Origin of the sequence: Paenibacillus sp. GM2 (assembly GCF_900069005.2) — a bacterium.
GTDB lineage: Bacteria > Bacillota > Bacilli > Paenibacillales > Paenibacillaceae > Fontibacillus.
In genome coordinates, this window is sequence record NZ_LN831279.1 from 3136524 (window position 1) to 3156539 (window position 20016).

Sequence of the window (20016 nt, forward strand, 5' to 3'; positions counted from 1 at the left end):
CAGTCCATTCAAAATTGTTGTTTTTGTATTAATTGCGCAAACTCATCTCATAATTAATCGTAAGGAAACCGTTTCCATCTTTCTAGACAATAAACGTTAGACCGCAGTCCAGAAACGTTAGATGTCCTTGATCGCAAATGGGGATAGCTCCTAAGATTACCGCGTGGAAATACAAAATAAAGTGTTCATCTTATCATGATTATCAAGTGACTTGAGAGACTATCAATAACGGTGCGGTAAAACACAAAACCACCGGAGATATCCCGGTGGTTTTGTGTTTTGTATTTCACAGCAGGCCCGCCTCTTATTTGTCCAGTAATTTGGCTATCATGACATAGGCCTGCTCCTTGGTCAAATTTTCCTGCGGACGGAATTGATTATTGCCCATCCCTTGAATCAATCCAAGATGATAAGCATCATAGGCGTTATCCTTCGCCCAAGCGGCGATATTCGAATCATCAGCAAAAGTAAAGTTTGGCCCCGCCGATGCGGCTATGTCACCGCCAAGCTGCTTGTAGAGATTCATCAGCACGACGACCGCTTCCTGACGGGTCAGCTTCTTATCGGGAGAGAATTGTCCTGCCGCAGTCCCCTTGATCAGCCCAAGCTTCGCCGCATGAGAGATTTTGGCTTGATCAATGTCACTGAACGGACTGTCTATCCCCTGCATTTTATAACCTGATTTATATTTATACAGATTAAAGGCGATATAGGTAAACTCCTTGCGGCTGATTTGGCTTGCATGATTGCTGCCTTCAAGACCATCCAACAGTGAATATTCGCTAAGCTTCAGATAATCCTCCTTAGCCCAAGGGCTGATCTGAACCAAATTCTCTGTTGGGCTGGTTGGCTGCTCTATCAGTGGTTCGGTTCCCGATTTGGCCTTGAAGAACTGAGTATCATACGAGAGCGAGAGAGGCTGCCCGCTTCCCTTGCCGTAAAGTCCTGTCACTTCAACATGGAACTGATCCTCCGCCTGGTATTCCATTGGTAAATCCGGACGGAAAATAATGCAGTAAGGAATCCCGTAGCCACCTTTATCCACGGTAAAATACTTGCCGACTTTATCCTGGTCCTCCGCACTGAAACTCCATACCTTGCCATCGGATTGGCGGGTCATTTTAACGGTGACACTGCTTGTTTTTGTATTATCATAAATATCCGGATTCAGCGAGATCGACCACGGGTCCTTCTCATGCCATACTTCAAGCGGGAACTGTCCTGCCGCTGGCCAAGCGATATATTCATAAGCGACTTCTGCTGCTGGCCGAGACTTATCGAAGGAATACATATTGGAATATGCTACTTCGTATGTTTCCGACTGTCCTAACGCAGCGCCAAACATCGTCTTCTTCATACTCGGATTGAGTATCCAGCGTCGATGCCCAACCCGATCGATATTGCCTGTGCTTGAATCGGACATATATAGATCCACCACGGCTTCCATGAAATTATCCGCCCCATAAGCGATGTTGCTGCTCTTGGCTCCGTTGGCTCCAAGGCTGTACAGAATCGCGCTCATTCCTTGAGGTTGTGCTGGATAATGATTTAATTCCCCATGTATAGCATTGAGCAATGCGGCTGCCTGCTGCTGATCGCCGAGCGTAAGATCCGCTTCGATGTCATCCGGAAGACCAGCCAAATAACGAACCCAGTTTACTGCCTTAACGCCTTCCAATATGTATGCTTCCCGCAGCTTCCCCGGGGAATAAGGAGAATTTATGCTGGGCTTCTCTTCATAAGCTTCTTCCCATAGGTAATCTTCATCAGTCCGTACGGACACATATTCCTTCATCTTCTGCACAATCTCCGCACGCGTATGCTGCTGCACATGTTCATTAACATCATGCTTGGCATAAGCGGCGTTTGCAGACAGCATCGTGGTCATAATTACAGCGGCAGCTACGGCAAACGTCACGATGCCCCTTGTTCCCTTGAGCGGCTTCGCCCACTGCTGCCTGGATGTACTCCTCTTGTTCATTTCTCTAACCTCTCTCCCTGATGGAAATCATATTTCTTTCTTCTTTATGTCGGTTGGAATGAACATATTTTGAAGTAAAAAAGGCATAGTCCCCTTCTCAATGGCGAGAATTGGGACTATGCCTCTATTAAAATGACGGTGAATAAGTCTACGCCAGCTTCACTAAATGATACTTCTTCTTCCCTTTACGGATAATGATGAAGCGGCCTTCAATAGCTTGATCTGCGCTAACTTCAAACTCAAGCTCGCCGATGCGGTCTCCGTTCAGGGTAATAGCACCGCTCGTAATATCCTCACGCGCTTGGCGCTTGGAGGGCTCGATACCAACATCCACAAGCCAATCGACGATATTTTTGGATTCCTTGGCTGCTTCAAAGGTTGGCATTTCCTTGAAGCCTTGTTCGATCTCATCCGCCGTCAGCGATTTAATATCTCCGCTGAACAGCGCCGCTGTGATCCGTTGAGCTTGAGCCAGCATTTCCTCGCCATGCACAAATCTTGTCATCTCTTCCGCAAGCGTAATTTGAGCCTCGCGTTTATGCGGCTCGGTTTGTACCTTCCCGGCCAGACTCTCAATCGTCTCCCTGTCCAGGAAAGTGAAGTACTTCAGGTATTTCACTACGTCGCGGTCATCGGTATTTGCCCAGAACTGGTAGAATTCGTACGGCGTCGTCTTCTTCGGATCGAGCCAGATCGCGCCGCCGGCCGTCTTGCCGAACTTCGTGCCGTCAGCCTTCAGCATTAGCGGGATCGTCAAGCCGAATGCTTTTGCCTCAGAACCTTCTTTTTTGCGAATCAGGTCCAAACCACTAGTGATATTTCCCCATTGATCGGAGCCACCGATTTGCAGCTGCACGTCTTCATTCTGGTAGAGGTGCAGGAAGTCCATGGACTGCAAAATTTGATAGGAGAACTCGGTGAAGGAGATCCCGCTCTCCAGGCGGCTGGCTACGATATCCTTGGCAAGCATCGTATTGATGCTGAAGTTCTTCCCGAAGTCACGCAGGAAATCAATGACGTTCAAATCATGCGTCCAATCGTAGTTATTGACCATGCGCAGTTGGTTGTCCCCATCCGTCAGGAACAGTTTCTTCATTTGCGCGGTTAATGATTCTACATTCGCCTGCACCTGCTCCATCGTCTGCAGAGTCCGCTCCGTCTGGCGTCCGCTTGGATCGCCGATCGTTCCTGTCGCTCCACCGATCAGAATAACCGGGTTATGGCCTGCCAATTGAAATCTTTTTAACATCATAAAAGGAATCAAATGCCCGATATGCATACTGTCTCCAGTCGGGTCAACCCCGCAGTACAAGGAGATCGCCTTCTCTTCAGTCAGCTTGCGAAGCCCTTCCGCATCCGTCTGTTGATTAATCGCATCGCGCCATTGTAGTTCATCAATAATGTTCATGTTCATGTTCCGCCTCTCCTATTAACTCTTATTCTATGAAGCTAGATATACGCAACCTCAGCACCAACTAAAAAATCGCCCCCAGTCTGCACCAGCAGATCCAGGGACGATTGAATAACCGTGTTACCACCCAATTTGTATGAGAGCCTATAACCTCATCATACCACTCACAGCTATGTATCGTTAGCTATTCCGCTTGGCATTACCCAAGATACTCCAGAGTGTAATTCGCCGGTTAAACAGTATGCTGCCAGGTTCCATCAACCCCTGGCTTTCTGAGAACAGTGACTGCCGCTACTTCGCTCTTTCCACGTATATCAAATATAGATTTATGAAAAATTATATTGAATTCAGCGAAAGTTGTCAAATTATCCCCCTTTTAATATTATCCATTCAAAAACCTGTTGATAAAAAGAGGGGCAGGAAGAAAAATATAGAATTTTGTATTATATTAGTAAAAAAAGGGATGAAAGGAGTCCGGATTTGATGCTCAATCGAACCCAAAGGAACTTTAGAGCACAAATGATGAACATACAGAGAGAAGAAAATAAGAAGAAAACTATGTTCTACAGTTACATAGAAGACAAGCATATAACCGGTTATTACGGAGACGCAACCGAAACGGAAATATCTCAGAAACCAGGAATAGCCTTTAGAGTAGTTCGATTTTTTTTGTTTTTGGTCTTTTTAGCAGAGGTGCTTTTTACGTTCCTCGCAATAGCTGTCGTGGAAGAAATAAAACTTGAAATAGGGTTCACATGCTCTACTATCATATTGTTTACTCTTTTTATTTTTAGTTTAATCTCCCCAAGACTTGTATTTATGAACTCGCGTTTTGTTTCGTCTATGTTATTTGGCTTTTTAACTCTCGTTTTTTTCGTTTTTACGTTGCTTATGGCGATTCTGTATCAACCTTAACCGCATAAACTAAGGCTCCTTGGAAGGGAGCCTTGTATTGAGTTCAGCGAAAGTTTTCAAAATTCATGGGAAGGCTGTTCCGCATTCCTGTACTGCTTAGGAGTCATGCCGGTAAATTTTTTGAACACTTTAATAAAATAGCTCTGGTCATGAAAATTAAGCCAGGCGCAAATATCCGATATCGGATATGGGGTAAGCGTCAACAGCTTCATCGCTTCATGGATTCTCTCTTGTTGAATGTATTCACTTAGCGGGATGCCTACCTTTTTCTTGAACAAACTGGATAAATAGTTCGGACTTAGGAAGCTTAGCCCGGACAACTGCTCCAGCGTAATATCTTCATAAAGATGATCACTGATATAGTGCTGACAGGCCTGTATTGGGGCAGAGTATCGCTGCTCGTTCAGATTTGCTACACGATGGGTGAATTCGGTCACGGCCTCTTCCATAACAGCATTTATCCCCGAAATCTGCTCCTCTTCCTCCAACTGCTGAATGTAGAAATCATTTAACGTTAACGCGGTCTCCTCATTGAGGCCTCCTTCAATCGCTGCCCGGCAGATTAAAGCTATGCCAATAATCATAATATTCTTTTCACTTCTAAGCTGGCTTCGCCTCGATAACGTACCTAACTCCTTTTCACCAATAATCGTGGAATGGGATAAATCTCTGATTTTATCAAGCCTTCCCCTCCTGACATAATCAAGCAGCACTCTCTCGTAATACAGGTTGGAATGAAAGATCAGGTTTCTTCTCCCGCTTGAAATTTCAAGATCGGGCTCCGTTTTAGGCTCCATCTCGGGAATGACGTCGTGGCTCATCTTAACGACAAAGGAGGGCTGCAGTTGTACCTGATAGAGCATATAGTATGCCAGCAGGCTAATGGAGAGCAAATGTTCATATCCTACGGCCGGGAATGATTGATAGAACTCGATTAGAAGTCGGATATTAGTGAATCCCTGCTGCGAAAGCTCATTGATGATGTCCACATTCGTACTGTCCAGCTCACTTTTTAGGCAGGGACCCACCACGATTTTTGCCGCTGCCTGCGCTTGATTCTCCAGGTTAATGTAGAAGAACTGCAAATAACTTAGCGTGAAAAAAATCGGACAGTCGCTCTGTTGCTGGGACAAGCAGCCCTTAATTCGGTCTTTCAGCGGTAAATAATACGGACTTCTTTGCATGTTGCCCGCCACATATTCGGCTTTGAATTCCCCTTCACTGACATAAAAGACTGATAGCCCATGGGCTTGATGAAGATGCTGACAAATATAGTTAACTTCTTCGCATGAGAGCGGCTGCATAGGTTTCTCCTTGATGATAATGATTATTAAAGGATAGTCCATTTAATGTGAAAATAATACTATTAATCGTAGAAAAACACAATAATTATAGTTAAATAATAAATATAATTAAATTGAATTAAATTCATTCTAATTTTAGGAGGAATCAAGGATGGAACTTGCCAATAAAATTGTGATTGTTACTGGAGCCGGAAGCGGTATCGGAAGAGCCAGCAGTTTGAAAATGGCTCGCGAGGGAGCTAAATTGGTACTCGTTGATTTTAATAAAACGACCGGTGAAGAAACATTACAGCTGGTTCAGGCACAAGGGGGCGAAGGGATCTTTGTCCAAGCTGACGTCTCCAAGAGCGAGGATGTACAGCGCTATGTCAATACAGCAGTTGAAACTTATGGCCGGATCGATGCATTCTTTAACAATGCCGGAGTTATCCAGAAATTCTCCCTTCTGACTGACATTGAAGAAGCTGAATTTGATCGCGTCGTCGCAATCAATTTGAAGGGCGTATTCCTTGGTTTGAAATATGTACTTAAGGTAATGGAGAAGCAGGGAAGCGGTTCGATCATCAATACAGCGTCAACCGCCGGCGTCCGCAGCGAACATAGTGTAGCCGCCTATTCCGCTACCAAGCACGCCGTCATTGGTCTTACTCAAGGCGCAGCTCTGGAGTATGTGAAGAAAGGCATTCGCGTCAACGCAATTTGCCCTGGCGGCGTGGAAACTACCTTGACCAAGAGCGTGGGAGAGCAGTTCATGACGAGCGGATATGTTCCGGAGGAAGTTGGCAACATGCGTATCGGCCGTTACGCACAGCCTGAGGAAATGGCCGAAGTTGTCTCCTTCCTGGCCTCTGATCGCTCCAGTTACATGGTTGGATCCGTTGTTCTTGTGGATGGCGGCTTGACCTTGTAATTAGTGAGAGGGACAAGCAACGTAGAATAAATAAGCCAGCCATATCAAAATGAAACGGAGTCGTCTCAGGAAGTTGATGTTCCGACCTGGAGACGACCCTTTTCCTTTTGGCTTGATCACTCGGACATTTTTGATCGCATAATAAGTGCGATTACTACAGCCAGCTATTTGAACAACCTATTATCATTACCGATGCCGCTCATAGCGATTTGCTTTGCTAATCTGCTTAATGGCTGCTAACTCCTCTTGGGTCAGATGCGGAGTACGGGCTGCAGCAATATTGGCCAGCAGTTGCTCCCGCGAGCTTGCACCCGGGATCACTGTCGCGACTGCAGGATGACTGAGCGAATAACGAATCGCAAGCTCCGTCATCGTTCGATTACTTTCTTGAGCTACCGCACTTAGCTTTGTACGCAGTTCAATAATTTCTTCTGCTGTGTAGTTCAAATATCCTTTCGTAATCTCACGTTCCGCAACTAGCGCCCCACTGGCCAGCGGTCCTCTGGCAATAACGCCAATCCCTTGCTCATGCAGCAGCGGCAATACCTCTTCCTCGGAACGCGGATCAACAATGCTATATTGATTCATCACGCTAACTATCGATGAACGAGCCGCAAACTCCCGTATCACATTTGGTCTAATCGAAGAGATCCCATAGTAACGTATTAAGCCTTCCTGCTTCAATTCTTCAAAAGCCTCGATCGTCTCGTCGATCGGATCCTCAATCGTTCCCCCGTGCAGCTGATACAGATCGAGATAATCGGTTTGCAGTCGATGCAGGCTATCCTTAATGGCAGATTTGATATAAGCCTTGCTCGGGTCCCAGACCCATCCTTCCCTTCCTTCGATCCGCCGATTGCCAGCTTTGCTGGCAAGAATTACGCGATCACGTCTTCCCTGAATTGCCTTGCCTACCAGTTCTTCATTGCGCCCATTATCGTATAAATCCGCCGTATCCAGAAAATTAACACCTTGATCAAGCGCTTCATGGATAATCCCGATGGCTTTGTGTTCCTCTGTCCCCAGAGACATACAGCCAAGGCCGATTTCGCTAATGAATAGATCAGAGGAGCCAAGTTGATGGAGTCTCATCGATTATCTAATCCTTTCCCTAATTCTGTAATAACTTATTATACCTTAATTCGCCTACCCTCGTTGATAGATAGAAAAACATAAAGAAGCCTCTCATAAATAGTACAATTCATGAGGGGCCTCCGCAAAAATTTTACGTCGTTAAGAAAACTTCTAACTCATTTTACCTACAACCTTAACTCTTAATCGTGTTGCATTTTCCGGATGATAGGCAAGCGGAGTCTCTTCCACTTCAACCAATTTTATCGTAGCGAAATCGGCTCCTGCGATGACCGCTTGCTTCACTGCTTTTTCCTCAGCATCCTTAAGCGACTCCTCTCGCGGTGCCCGCGAATAAATATAGATCTGCTCGTATTGTCCGCTAATCTGAGAGATCGATGCGCCGATGGCATTCGCAACTCCGCCGTTCTCCACTTTCACGATCTCCGCTACTCCTGGAATCTCATCCGGAATAATTACGCTGCCGCCGCCTACGAGTACGATCTGCACATCTTCGGAAGAAGTTTTCATCTTATCGATCGCTTTGGCAATGATCGAAGAAATTACCGATTGAACTTGTTTCGCAAACCCTTCATCGATATGACTGACCAAACTCTTGTCTCCCATATCAGCTAGTCCGAGGCGAACCGCGATGTCCGTCGCAGTCATGGTGTTCCCACCAAATACAAGCGCTTCTTCTCCGATCCTGTAGCCTACACTATCTGGGCCAACCGTTATTTGTCCACCCTCTACACGCACAATGCTTCCACCGCCAAGCCCTACCGAGATGATATCCGGCATTCTGAAATTGGTGCGAATATCACCTATTTCTACCGCTACAGAGGATTCTCTTGGAAATCCATCCTGCAAAACACCGATATCCGATGTCGTACCACCTACGTCGATAACCATCGTATCCTTAATATTTGCCAAATAGGAAGCTCCCCGAATACTATTCGTTGGCCCGCAAGCAATCGTAAGAATCGGGAATTGCTTGGCATATTCAATCGACATGAGCGTACCGTCATTTTGGCATAGGTACACTTCAACATCCTTGATCCCTTCCGCTTCTAACGCATTAGCAAAACCTGTGGCGGTAGTTTCGATAACATGGCATAAAGCCGCGTTCAGAATCGTTGCATTCTCCCTTTCAATCAGACCAACAGATCCGATCAGGGATGAGCAGGAAACCTTGTAGTTTTCCCCATATGCTTCCCAGATGAAGTCACGTACCTTGAGCTCCTGATCATTTTTGATAGAGGAGAATACACCGATAATCGCAATAGCCTCTACTTTATCACGCCACTTCGCAAGCAGCTCATTAATCTCTTGCTTGTCGATCTCACCAAGCAATTGACCATCATACTCATAGCCACCCTGAACCAGAGCATAGTTGCCGGTTAGTTTTTCTACCATATCTTGCGGCCAAGCCGTATATGGAGGAACAGAAGCGGTAGCGGGGAAACCCAAGCGAATTACACCAACTTTGGCCAACTTCTTCCGTTCAACGATCGCATTGGTGCACTGTGTTGTCCCAAGCATGGCATGCGTGATTTTTGTCTTATCAACCTTCGCTTCCTGCAATACTTTTCGCAGCGACGTCACAATCCCTGTCTTTATATCCAGTGTCGTTGGCGATTTCACGCTATGGATTAACCGGTTATGCTCGTCCAGAATAATAGCATCTGTATTCGTGCCGCCTACATCTATTCCAATTCTATACATGGCTAGCCACCGCCTTGCTTATCAGTTCTTCAATCGGCGCATATTCGTAATCATACCCGAAGTATCTCGGTCCCACCGTCTTAATCCCCATTTCGGTTCTCCACTTGGGATGCGCTGGCAACCCGATAACGCGGACGCGTTTTCCATATTTCAAGCTCTCCGTTGTTACGGGCAGCAAGGTTTCGTAGTCAACCAAACAGATTAAATCCGGCGTCATCGCTACAACCTGACCGTTCTTCTCGGCGAGCAGGTTTTCATTCTGAAAATAAACTTTCATCTGCTCGTCTTTGTTCATCTCAATGCCTTCCAGGTTCATTTTGCCAAAATTAAAGCCGCCCTTCGTTTCCCGAATGACATCAGTTATTTTCCCCTGGAACAACTCATATCCGGAGGTCAGGCTTAAAAGCTGCTCAAGCTTGTCTTTGGCATCTCTATTTTTGGCAGAAATGATCTCTCCGATCTGCTCTGATAAAGTCACGATGTGATGGACACCGCTTTTCTTGATCTGGGCTCCCGTCGTTGGATACAGGCTTACTAAAGCACTGGCCCCCATCTCCACTGTTGCTGTACGCGCCAACCGTTCCGTCCATTTATTGTCGATTGTTTCGAAAATACCGATGTTCCCTTTCTCATCTGTAATTGCGATCGGTGCAGCCGAAATGCCGTCGAGGTTGAACGTCACCATTTGCAACTCGGGAAATGCTCTGCCCATGCCATCGCAATCAATCAGCGGTAGATTCAACTGTGCTGCAACGACGATCGGAATCATAGAATTAACTCCGCCCGCCTCCATCGGAAAGGTGCCTGAAATTTTCTCTCTGCCCAAATACTTGGCCAGCTTCTGAAACACCTTGACAAATTCGTCGCCTTTCGGGAATTTCTCTATCAATACGGAGGGCGCGCCCATCATCGCAGACGGAATGAAGAAGTCTTCATCTTCAATTTCATCCACAGAGTAAAGCTTTACAGGTCCGTTTTTTTCTATGGCTGAAAGAGCCATAAGTTTGCCGATATAAGGGTCTCCGCCACCCCCTGTTCCTAAGAATGCAGCGCCGACGGCAATATTCTCAATCGCTTGTTGATCTAAATATCTCATTTAATTTCCCTCCAATAGGACTGACTTTCTGGCCATGATCCGGTAGCAAACCACATACAGAACAAAAGAAATAACGATGCCGATCAATGGCTGATTCGATACTTGGGGCAAGCTTGGGAAGAAGGACAGCACAACGGGCAGGCAAGCAATGATGGAACCGATCAGCCAGGAGATCACTCCCAGACGATTAACCCCCTCTGTTTCCTTCCAACGATTCTTATCCCCCTTGTTCATAACCCAATAAGAAGCGATCATAACCCCTGCTACTGGCGGAACCATTGCTGACAAGACCGACATAACGGGCGTAAAATAATTCAAAATTCCGATTACCGCAAGCACCGTCCCAATGAGTCCCGCCACCCCTACTGCCCATTTCTCCTTATCCTTGGAAATATGCAATACGTTGGTAAGGGCAAATCCACCTGAAATAGCATTAACCATGTTTGTTTTCCATGTAGCCAGGATTAATACTACACCCCCAATAAAAGGCGTCGTAATATTTATAAAGACAGCTGCAATATCACTAGTCTGATAAGCAAAAGATAGAATTGCGCCCACACTAATCATCAATACCCCAGAGGGGACAATACCGATTAATGCTGCCTTCAATACATCGGAACGTTTTCTCGAAAATTGCGAATAATCGCCTGCAATAACGGCCCCTAAGGCAAATGAGCCTATTGTTACAGCTAGTCCATCCATGAAGTTCATTTGCTTCTCAGGCCGGTAGCTCCAAATATGATGAACGGAATCCATCGTGAACGCTTGGATTAAGCCATAGATACAGATCACAATAAGTAGAGGCACTGCTATATAGCTAAGTACTCGAAGTACTTTAATCCCGTACATCGCTGAAAAGACCATAACCAGACCACTAATTAATGAAGCCAGGGGAACTGGGATCGTCATTCCATACCCCGCGAGCAGATTAGCCAGCGCTGCCCCGCATACATTAGCCTGAATCCCGAACCACCCGAGGCAAGCAATGGCGAGAATAATGGATAAAATGGTGCGCGAGCCCTGTTTGCCAAATACCTGAGCTGCGACTTGAACGGTTGATTTACCAAGATCCGTGCTCTGAATGCCCTGAAGAATCATCAGGACAACGATGATGGAATAACCCAAAAAGGCGATCCATAGTGTTTTGGATAAACCCATCCCTGCGATCAGCGTATTCCCCACCAGGAGGCCTGGTATACTGATGACCGCTCCGGCCCAAACCATCCCCAGGGTGAACCAAGATTGATGCTCCCCGTCCTTTCTCATATCATTTCTCCCCCTCATTAAGTGAATTTTTCTTATTATAGAAGGTTTCATAGCATTACGTCTTTTGCTAAAACCCAAAAAAAATCCGCAATTTTTGTCCTTTTGACAAAAGTTACGGATTCAACTAGCTGTGTATCAGCCGATAAATCATACAAGCAATGCAAACATCATAAAATTCGGAATTCACCGTTACATCATAACCAATTAATTCGCTGATCTTTTTAATCCGATATTTCACTGTGTTTTTATGCACGAACAGCATTTTTCCACAGGCATCATAATTCCCTTTGGCATCTAGCAAAAAGGTCATAAGCGTCTTAAGCGAATCCGGATCGCCGAGAATGGGATCAATAACCGCCAGCCATTCCTCAAGGACTTCCTCGCCTTGTGCGCTCAGATCGATCGCCTGTTTCATCGAACGCATCTCAGCAGCCGTATATAATTTACGATGCTCATAAATCAGATGGACCTTCCGTCCCACACTGTTGACCAGCCGGTACATACGCCGAACATCTTGCGTATTTCTCATTCTGGGGGCATAGACCATTTCGGATATAAGCGAGGAAGAATTCGTTGTATCGATATATTCGGCTGCAATCTCATACTCATTGTACTTGCAAGAGCAATTTCCCATAAGCGCAATGATACAATGATCGACGGTTTGGATTACCGCTGTTTTGTAATAGTTGAACAAATACTCTTCCAGCTCTTCGCGAATCTGATTTTCTTTTGTCAAATCCTGAATAAATACGAGCCACATCATCTGAATGGAAGCGACATCGATATGGAGAAGATGAGCCAGCCTTCGCATTTTATCGCTCTCATCATTAATAATCGCTTTTACCAGGGCGTATTCGCTGACCTCGTTGTGCTTATCCCCCCACAGGTTGATGGCCACCTGTACAACCTCGCTGATTTTATCGATGGTCTTCGCGGGTAATTTTGAATTCTCTTTAATTAGAAATAGATACAATACTTCTCCGTTTTTTTGATGAACACTTTTGTATTCCACATAGCAATCGCAATTAGGTTCTGCTTGTTCCTTCACGCCATTTAATAAATAGGGAGCATAGACATCTATAAGATGAGCCACATCTAACGATGAATTACGAGGCCACATCACTTGATTCATAATTTCCATATGCGTATTCGTCAGGATGATGTTCGCCTTCAGCCGATCAGACAAAAATTTAAGTGTAATTTCAACGCTTCGTGAGTGCTCTGGCAGCAAGGACACTTTCTCTAATGCTTCGTTCACAAAATTATCGTTGATCGTCTGATTGTTCAGAACAATCGCTTCCATCACTTCATAGATCACTTCATTATAACGAAGTGAAAAGTCATTTTCAGGCATGCAAATGATGATGAAATTTTTGGACGCTGCTAATTGCAGCACCTCTTCGGGTACTTCGGGAATGATGATTCCCACATAATATAGAATCAGTCCGACTTCACCGAGCCCATACAAATACTCAACCGCTTCACACTGCTTCTCTATACTATCTTTAATGGAGTAAAAAGAACTGATCACCATCTCTTCCGCATACCACTCTTCTTGAACCGAATTGACGATCCGGGAGGAATAATTCGCGTTTGAAACCTCCAGTACGGATAAAGAGGAAATGGTACGGTGAAGATTACTCTTTCCAGTCAGTACCTTTGCTCCTCGAAAGGAAGGCAATTGCAGCATATCTTTTACAGTTATCCCATGTTACTCACCACTTCTTCCAGGTTATCCAAAGTTATTTCACGAAATGAATTACCGATCAATATATCAAATTAAAAGCAACATGTAAATTCAGATTTTATCACCCTTTAGACCACCTGTTAGGCAGCTCCTATTCAACAGCATAAAAACTATTATGTTCCTTTTATTGATCCGCTATACATTCAACTCTAGTAAATTAGCCTTATATTAATTCCAGTAAATGGATTGACTTAATAGGTATATTATCTTATACTCGCAACTAATCACTAGACTTTCTACTTATTAACAGATGAATGGGAGACGTGAGGTATTGATTAAGTCACCAGTTTCAAAGGCTACTCCATTGAAAAGAGCTCTATTCTTCCTATGTTTGTTACTAGTAGCCTCTTTTTTTGAAGCACCGCAATCTGCTAAGGCATCTACAACTATCGTAAATCCTAACCAAATCTATTCTTATTCCATTATGCAAAGAGATATTAAAAAACTCGCAGATGCCTACCCTGATCTAATAGCTTATGAAACAATAGGACAGACGAAATATGGCCGGGAGTTATGGGCTGTCAAATTAGGCCGGGGTAAATCCGTCTTATTTCTTAATGGATCTCATCATGCCAGAGAATGGATAACGACAACTCTTTTAATGAAAATGATTGATACCTATGCTGCTGCCTACGATAACAATACAACAATCTCAAAATATAACGTACGCGAATTGCTGGATCACGTAAGCATTTGGTTTGTTCCGATGGTTAATCCGGATGGTGTGACCCTATCACAGCAAGGAACCGCAGGTCTGCCAGCCAATCTGGCGAAAACCTTAAAGCAATACAATGGCAACAGCGCTAACTTTAATCGCTGGAAAGCCAATATGCAGGGGATCGATCTGAATCGCCAATACCCGGCCCAATGGAACACTATTAAAAATTCCAAAGCGTATCCTTGGCACCAAAATTATAAAGGCACTCAGCCGGCTCAAGCTCTAGAAGTACAAAGTATGATGAATTTTACATACAAGATCGACCCTGAACTTACAATTTCCTATCATAGCTCGGGACAAATCCTATTTTGGCACTTCAACACGCTTAGTAAAAATCTATCTAGAGATAAAGCTATTGCTGCGGAGATAAGCAAGCTTACAGGATATTCTCTGGTTCAGCCTGAGAAAAACCCTTCCGGCGGAGGCTATAAAGACTGGTTCATCCAAGAGTTTGGCCGCCCTGGCTATACGATCGAGGTGGCAGAATATGCTGGAGAACGAAGCGTACCATTAAGTGCTTTTAATGGAATCTGGTCCGAAAATAAAGAAGTTCCGTTATTTACAGCGCAAAAATCCTATAATCTTTGGCTGGAAAAGCAAAAGGTTCAATATCTCCGGCAATCTATGAGTCTATTAGCGGAAACTAAATTGTATAGCAAGATTGGAGCTGCAGACAGCATATCCAATCTGAAGCCACAACAGGTTGAAGTGACAGCTCAGAAGGGCGACTGGTATCAGGTGGTTAGCAACCAGGGGACTGGTTGGGTTCAACCGTCACCAGGTAAGCTAGCCGTTGTTGAGGATATGAATGCCACCGCCGATCTTAAGGATAACGCTTATACCTATAAATATCCGGATGCTTTTTCCCCTAAGGGTTCCACTCTGAGTCCACAAACCGTTCAGGTCATTGGGCGTTGGTCCGATTGGCTCCTTATCAATACTAACAATGGCAACTGGTGGATTGACGGTCGCCATATAGAGCTAAATCCGACTCCTGAGGAAGCCGCTCCTGATGTAGCGCCTGAAAAGCAGTAGTGGGAGCTTCCTGATGCAGAGGTCCAAATAGTTACTGATTAAAAAAACAAAAGCTATCGCATGATTAGAAAATCTATTCATGTGATAGCCTATTTATTTTCAAGTCATATCTTGTTCCCTAGCTTCAACTAATCGATTAAACCCTTCAACAGCTCAACATGCTTTCGGTCCTGCTCCAAAATAGCATGGATCAGCTCGTAGCTTTCTGAATCGAGGTGACCTCTGACGATCTCCTCAGACATTTCAACAGCGTAGTGTTCTTCGCCTTTTAAAGCACTTTGTAGAATACTTTTCGTATCCTCGGGCATTTTCAGCTTGCTCATAAACCCTTGTACAGAACCGACAAACCCTTCATCGTCGGCTGGAACCTCACCAAGATTCTGGATTCTTTCTGCCACCCTCATCGCATGCCGTTTGTGATCCTGTTGAATTTGCTGGAACTGTGTCTTTATATCAGGCTCCTGCAATTTCTCGATAAAATGCTCATACGCATGGATTCCCATATACCGCCCTTTTAGAAAAGTATTCAGCGACCTCACAATATTCTCATCAGTCATGGAGTATCCTCCTATCATCATTTCAATTAGCTCCGATACCCATAGATTCTGCATGATTTCCATCAAATATACCGTGTTATGGATGTGGTCTAGGAATATAAGCAAAGGAGGCTTCTCGTAAAAGAACGAGAAGCCTCCTTTATTTATACTATGTGGTCAACCGACATTCATTCGGATAAGACCCTTGATGCTACAGGCTTTTCAGCCTATATTACATCATACCGCCCATTCCACCCATGCCGCCCATGTCAGGAACAGCTGGTGCAGCCGGTTCTGGCTTATCAGCGACTACCGCTTCAGTAGTCAGGAACAAGCCTGCTACGGATGCTGCATATTGCAGTGCGGAACGCGTTACCTTCGCAGGGTCAACGATACCTGCGTCGAACATGTTCACCCATTCGCCTGTAGCTGCGTTGTAACCTACGCCTACTTCTTCCTTCTTCAGGCGTTCTACGATAACAGAGCCCTCTTCACCCGCATTCGCTGCGATCGTGCGAACTGGCTCTTCCAGAGCGCGAAGAACGATGCTTGCGCCTGTCTTCTCGTCGCCGCTCAGGTCAAGTGCTGCGACTGCGTTATATACGTTCACGAGCGCTACGCCACCGCCCGATACGATCCCTTCTTCAACCGCTGCGCGAGTTGCGTTCAGGGCGTCCTCGATGCGAAGCTTGCGTTCTTTCAATTCCGTTTCTGTAGCTGCGCCAACTTTGATCACCGCTACGCCGCCAGCCAGTTTAGCCAGACGCTCTTGCAGTTTCTCCTTGTCGAACTCGGAAGTGGTCTCTTCCAGCTGCGCACGGATTTGGTTCACTCGAGCATCGATGTCGGCTTTGTTGCCACTGCCGTCCACGATCGTTGTGTTCTCTTTCGTAACGATAACTTGACGTGCATTACCAAGCTGATCGATAGTTGTGCTCTTCAGATCCAGGCCGAGCTTCTCGGTGATTACTTGACCGCCAGTCAGAGCTGCGATATCTTGCAGCATTGCTTCACGACGGTCGCCGAAGCCAGGTGCCTTAACAGCTACCGCGTTGAACGTTCCGCGCAATTTGTTCAAGATCAGCACCGTTTGTGCCTCACCTTCGAGGTCTTCTGCGATCACAAGCAATGGTCTGGATTGTTGTACGATCTTCTCCAGAAGTGGCAAGATTTCTTGCGTGCTGCTGATCTTCTTGTCCGTGATCAAGATATATGGATTGTCGAGGACGGCTTCCATCTTATCGGTATCTGTGATCATGTATGGAGATACATAGCCACGATCGAATTGCATACCTTCTACCACTTCAAGCTCCGTAAAGAAACCGCGGGATTCTTCAACAGTGATCACACCGTCTTTGCCTACCTTTTCCATGGCTTCGGCGATTTGTTCGCCGATTTCTTCGTCTGCTGCAGAGATCGCAGCTACTTGAGCGATCGATTGCTTGCCTTCGATCGACTTGGAGATCTTTTGCAGCTCTTCAACCGCTACTTTCACGGCTTTGTCGATCCCTTTGCGAAGACCGATTGGGCTTGCGCCTGCAGTTACGTTCTTCAGGCCTTCACGAATCAGGGCTTGTGCAAGTACCGTTGCTGTAGTTGTACCGTCACCAGCTACGTCGTTGGTCTTCGTTGCTACTTCTTTGACGAGCTGAGCACCCATGTTCTCGAATGCATCTTCCAGTTCAATCTCTTTCGCGATTGTTACACCATCATTGGTGATCAACGGGCTGCCGAATTTCTTCTCCAATACAACGTTGCGGCCCTTTGGACCAAGTGTTACTTTTACTGCATCTGCCAAAGTATCTACACCACGTAGCATTGCGCGACGTGCTTCTTCACTAAATTTAATTACTTTTGCCATGAATAAATACCTCCCTATATTTTAAATCCAACTGTTCAGCCGTTATATTCAAGCCAAGTGCTTAATTATTCAATAATCGCGTGGATGTCGCTTTCCTTCATAATCAAATATTCCTTGCCATCATACTTCACTTCAGTACCAGCATATTTAGAGAACAATACACGATCGCCTTCCTTCACTTCCAAAGGAACACGAACCCCATCATTCAATGCACCGCTTCCGACTGCGATGATTTTGCCTTCCTGCGGCTTCTCCTTGGACGCATCTGGAAGTACGATTCCTAATGCTGTAGTCTCCTCTTGTTTGATTGGTTCTACCAGTACGCGTTCACCTAATGGTTTGATCATGAAAAAGAGCCTCCTTTAATAATATTAGTTCATTGGCAAGCTTACGCTTCAATGATTAGCACTCGATACGTCACAGTGCTAACAACATCTATAATGATAATAAAATCGCAAAAAAATTTCAAGTTTTCCCATCATCTTTTTTATGCAAAACTTAGAATTAAGTCAGAACCCCCTATAGGGCCCTTATGGCGTAAGGAGAAAAAAGAAAAGAGGCTGCCGATAGACAGCCCTACTCCTCACCCCTTATCCATAGGTATCCTACCAATATGGGGAGGACAAATAGAGCATGACAATGCTCCGCACCGCATGGCCCGTTCATCTTCCACATCCACGTACTCTAGCTGAACTCTTCCGCACGTTTGGCGTCCGCAGCCAACTGCTTCTTATGAACCCGGCTGGATAGCAGCACGCTAATCTCATACAGGATAATAAGTGGGATCAGCACCAGGAAGGCCGAGAACAGGTCCGCAGGGGTGATCATCACCGAGATCACAACCAGTATAAAATAAGCAACGCGACGCATTTTGCGCAGCAAGGTTGGGGTCAGAAGCCGCAGCTGCGTCAGGAACAAGATCACGATCGGCAGCTCAAACAACAGCGAGATGGGAAACACGATATTCATCAAAAACTTGAAATAGTCGGCCATCCCATAGGTCTCGATCAAACCAAGCTCCTTGTTCAGCCCGGCGGTAAATCGCATCGCTAGCGGGAATACTACGAAATAACCGAAGGCAATTCCGATTAAAAAGCAGAGAAATACATAGGGAATATACCTTAGCGTTGCCTTGCGTTCTCTCGGTCTTAGCCCAGGGCTGACGAATGCCCATATTTGGTAGAGCGTAAAAGGCAGAGTAATGCCTAGGGCAACGACCATCGCTATCTTCATATATACGCCGACGCCATCCCAGAAGGAGAAAGCATTCAGCTTGATCTCCACACCGGTTATCGAATTAATCGTCAAATATTGATAGATCGGACGCACGACAAAAAAAGCAGCGACGAGAACAAACGTGAACACGAGAGCCACGTAAATTAACCTCCGCCTTAATTCCGATAAATGCTCCACAATCGTCTCTGACTTCAATTCATCAGCCATACTTGTCCTCCTTAGGCCGATTGTTCGGCTTAACACGCCAGTGGGCGGCAATATTAAAAACAAAATCCCTCCCTAATAACAAGGAAGGGATTCAATATGTATCTTCTATTCTGGCAGACGTCGGTCCTCCTGCTTTGCAGCTTCATTTACAGGAGCCGCTTCCGCTTTCTGAGCTTCGGGACGATCCTCTACAATATCGCGAGTGGCATTCTTGAACTCATTAATCGTGCGCCCGACGGCGCGGCCAAGCTCCGGCAGCTTCTTCGGACCAAACAACACGAGAGCCGCTATAACAATTAACAGAAAAGCACCTGCACTCATGCTCATTCTCCCCCGTTAGCATAAAATAATAGACTCATGATGGGGCGCCATCATGATACGCCCACATCATACCATAACAAAGATCACAGTTACAGCCCGTTCAGCAAATTTATTTGCAGAAACATGAAATTATGCCAACAGCTCTATGCCGTTTAACCAACTCGCAACAGGACAATTTACAGACGGAATTGCCCTGTCACCATAAGCAGCGCTTCCGGAAGCTGATCCATGATCGCTGCCAGGTTCTCGTGCACCCCTTTTGGAGTTCCCGGCAGATTGACGATCAACGTCCGCCCGCGGATTCCGACAATGCCCCGGAACAGCATGCCGGCCGGATTTTTCTGCATTACCTTGCAGCGCATCGCTTCGGCCATTCCCGGCACCTCACGTTCAATGATACGCCGGGTTGCCTCGGGAGTTACATCCCGAATAGCAAGCTCTGTGCCGCCGGTAGTCAAGACAAGATCGGCTTGAAAATAATCGGTCATTTCAATCAGCGCAGCGATAATCTCATCAGGTTCATCAGGAACGATGCGATATTCGATGATTTCGCCTCCCAATTCTTCCTCGACCAGTTCCCTAATCACCTGTGCGCTCGTATCTTCACGTTCGCCCCTGGCTCCTTTGTCGCTTGCCGTAAGAATCGCTGTTTTCCAAACCATGAAGCCATCCTCCT

16 protein-coding genes are annotated in these 20016 nt (G+C 45.7%); 2 read left to right on the top strand and 14 right to left on the bottom strand.

What is annotated here, in order from left to right:
- Window positions 1-304 precede the first annotated feature (304 nt).
- The 3 genes from BN1360_RS23885 to BN1360_RS23895 form a co-directional block, all read right to left on the bottom strand.
- Complete coding sequence (locus tag BN1360_RS23885; protein WP_068782328.1) at window positions 305-1981, bottom strand: S-layer homology domain-containing protein; 1677 nt, start codon at window positions 1979-1981, stop codon at window positions 305-307.
- Between the two features lie 148 nt (window positions 1982-2129).
- The gene (gene tyrS / locus BN1360_RS23890) at window positions 2130-3389 is read right to left on the bottom strand and encodes a tyrosine--tRNA ligase (RefSeq protein ID WP_068782555.1); all 1260 of its coding nucleotides are present in this window, start codon (window positions 3387-3389) and stop codon (window positions 2130-2132) included.
- Window positions 3390-4363: 974 nt separating this feature from the next.
- The gene (locus BN1360_RS23895; protein ID WP_068782330.1) at window positions 4364-5611 is read right to left on the bottom strand and encodes a helix-turn-helix domain-containing protein; all 1248 of its coding nucleotides are present in this window, start codon (window positions 5609-5611) and stop codon (window positions 4364-4366) included.
- Between the two features lie 151 nt (window positions 5612-5762).
- Between BN1360_RS23895 and BN1360_RS23900 the strand changes: the two genes are divergently transcribed.
- Window positions 5763-6521 carry an SDR family NAD(P)-dependent oxidoreductase gene (locus BN1360_RS23900; RefSeq protein WP_068782331.1) on the top strand — a complete coding sequence of 253 codons (759 nt, stop codon included), beginning with the start codon at window positions 5763-5765 and terminating at the stop codon, window positions 6519-6521.
- 186 nt (window positions 6522-6707) lie between these two features.
- Here BN1360_RS23900 and BN1360_RS23905 read toward each other — a convergent pair whose 3' ends face one another.
- From BN1360_RS23905 to BN1360_RS23925, 5 genes are all read right to left on the bottom strand, one after another.
- A complete protein-coding gene (locus BN1360_RS23905) occupies window positions 6708-7613 on the bottom strand; it encodes an aldo/keto reductase (protein WP_068782332.1) in 906 nt (301 codons plus the stop codon).
- 153 nt (window positions 7614-7766) lie between these two features.
- Window positions 7767-9317, bottom strand: a complete 1551-nt coding sequence (locus BN1360_RS23910) for a hydantoinase/oxoprolinase N-terminal domain-containing protein (protein WP_068782333.1) — start codon at window positions 9315-9317, stop codon at window positions 7767-7769.
- Complete coding sequence (locus BN1360_RS23915; protein ID WP_068782334.1) at window positions 9310-10413, bottom strand: DUF917 domain-containing protein; 1104 nt, start codon at window positions 10411-10413, stop codon at window positions 9310-9312. Before BN1360_RS23915 ends, BN1360_RS23910 begins: the two co-directional genes overlap by 8 nt.
- Entirely contained in the window at window positions 10414-11679 is a 1266-nt protein-coding gene (locus tag BN1360_RS23920) for a cytosine permease (protein ID WP_068782335.1), read from the bottom strand.
- Between the two features lie 124 nt (window positions 11680-11803).
- The gene (locus tag BN1360_RS23925) at window positions 11804-13369 is read right to left on the bottom strand and encodes a PucR family transcriptional regulator (RefSeq protein ID WP_068782336.1); all 1566 of its coding nucleotides are present in this window, start codon (window positions 13367-13369) and stop codon (window positions 11804-11806) included.
- Between the two features lie 328 nt (window positions 13370-13697).
- Here BN1360_RS23925 and BN1360_RS23930 point away from each other — a divergent pair, with 328 nt between their 5' ends.
- Window positions 13698-15179: a M14 family metallopeptidase gene (locus BN1360_RS23930; protein ID WP_069188408.1), complete on the top strand. Its 1482-nt coding sequence runs from the start codon at window positions 13698-13700 to the stop codon at window positions 15177-15179.
- Window positions 15180-15307: 128 nt separating this feature from the next.
- Here the strand turns inward: BN1360_RS23930 and BN1360_RS23935 are convergent, their stop codons facing one another.
- The 6 genes from BN1360_RS23935 to BN1360_RS23960 form a co-directional block, all read right to left on the bottom strand.
- Window positions 15308-15736 (bottom strand): DUF2383 domain-containing protein, encoded by a 429-nt coding sequence (locus BN1360_RS23935; RefSeq protein WP_068782556.1) that lies wholly within the window; start codon window positions 15734-15736, stop codon window positions 15308-15310.
- A 211-nt stretch (window positions 15737-15947) separates the two neighbouring features.
- Window positions 15948-17576: a chaperonin GroEL gene (groL, locus tag BN1360_RS23940; RefSeq protein ID WP_068782337.1), complete on the bottom strand. Its 1629-nt coding sequence runs from the start codon at window positions 17574-17576 to the stop codon at window positions 15948-15950.
- Between the two features lie 65 nt (window positions 17577-17641).
- Window positions 17642-17923 (bottom strand): co-chaperone GroES, encoded by a 282-nt coding sequence (gene groES, locus BN1360_RS23945; protein WP_068782338.1) that lies wholly within the window; start codon window positions 17921-17923, stop codon window positions 17642-17644.
- Between the two features lie 337 nt (window positions 17924-18260).
- Entirely contained in the window at window positions 18261-19019 is a 759-nt protein-coding gene (gene tatC / locus BN1360_RS23950; protein ID WP_068782339.1) for a twin-arginine translocase subunit TatC, read from the bottom strand.
- A gap of 105 nt (window positions 19020-19124) precedes the next feature.
- Window positions 19125-19340, bottom strand: coding sequence for a twin-arginine translocase TatA/TatE family subunit (locus tag BN1360_RS23955; RefSeq protein WP_082790186.1), 216 nt, complete (start codon window positions 19338-19340; stop codon window positions 19125-19127).
- Between the two features lie 176 nt (window positions 19341-19516).
- Window positions 19517-20002, bottom strand: coding sequence for a MogA/MoaB family molybdenum cofactor biosynthesis protein (locus BN1360_RS23960; RefSeq protein ID WP_068782341.1), 486 nt, complete (start codon window positions 20000-20002; stop codon window positions 19517-19519).
- Window positions 20003-20016 lie beyond the last annotated feature (14 nt).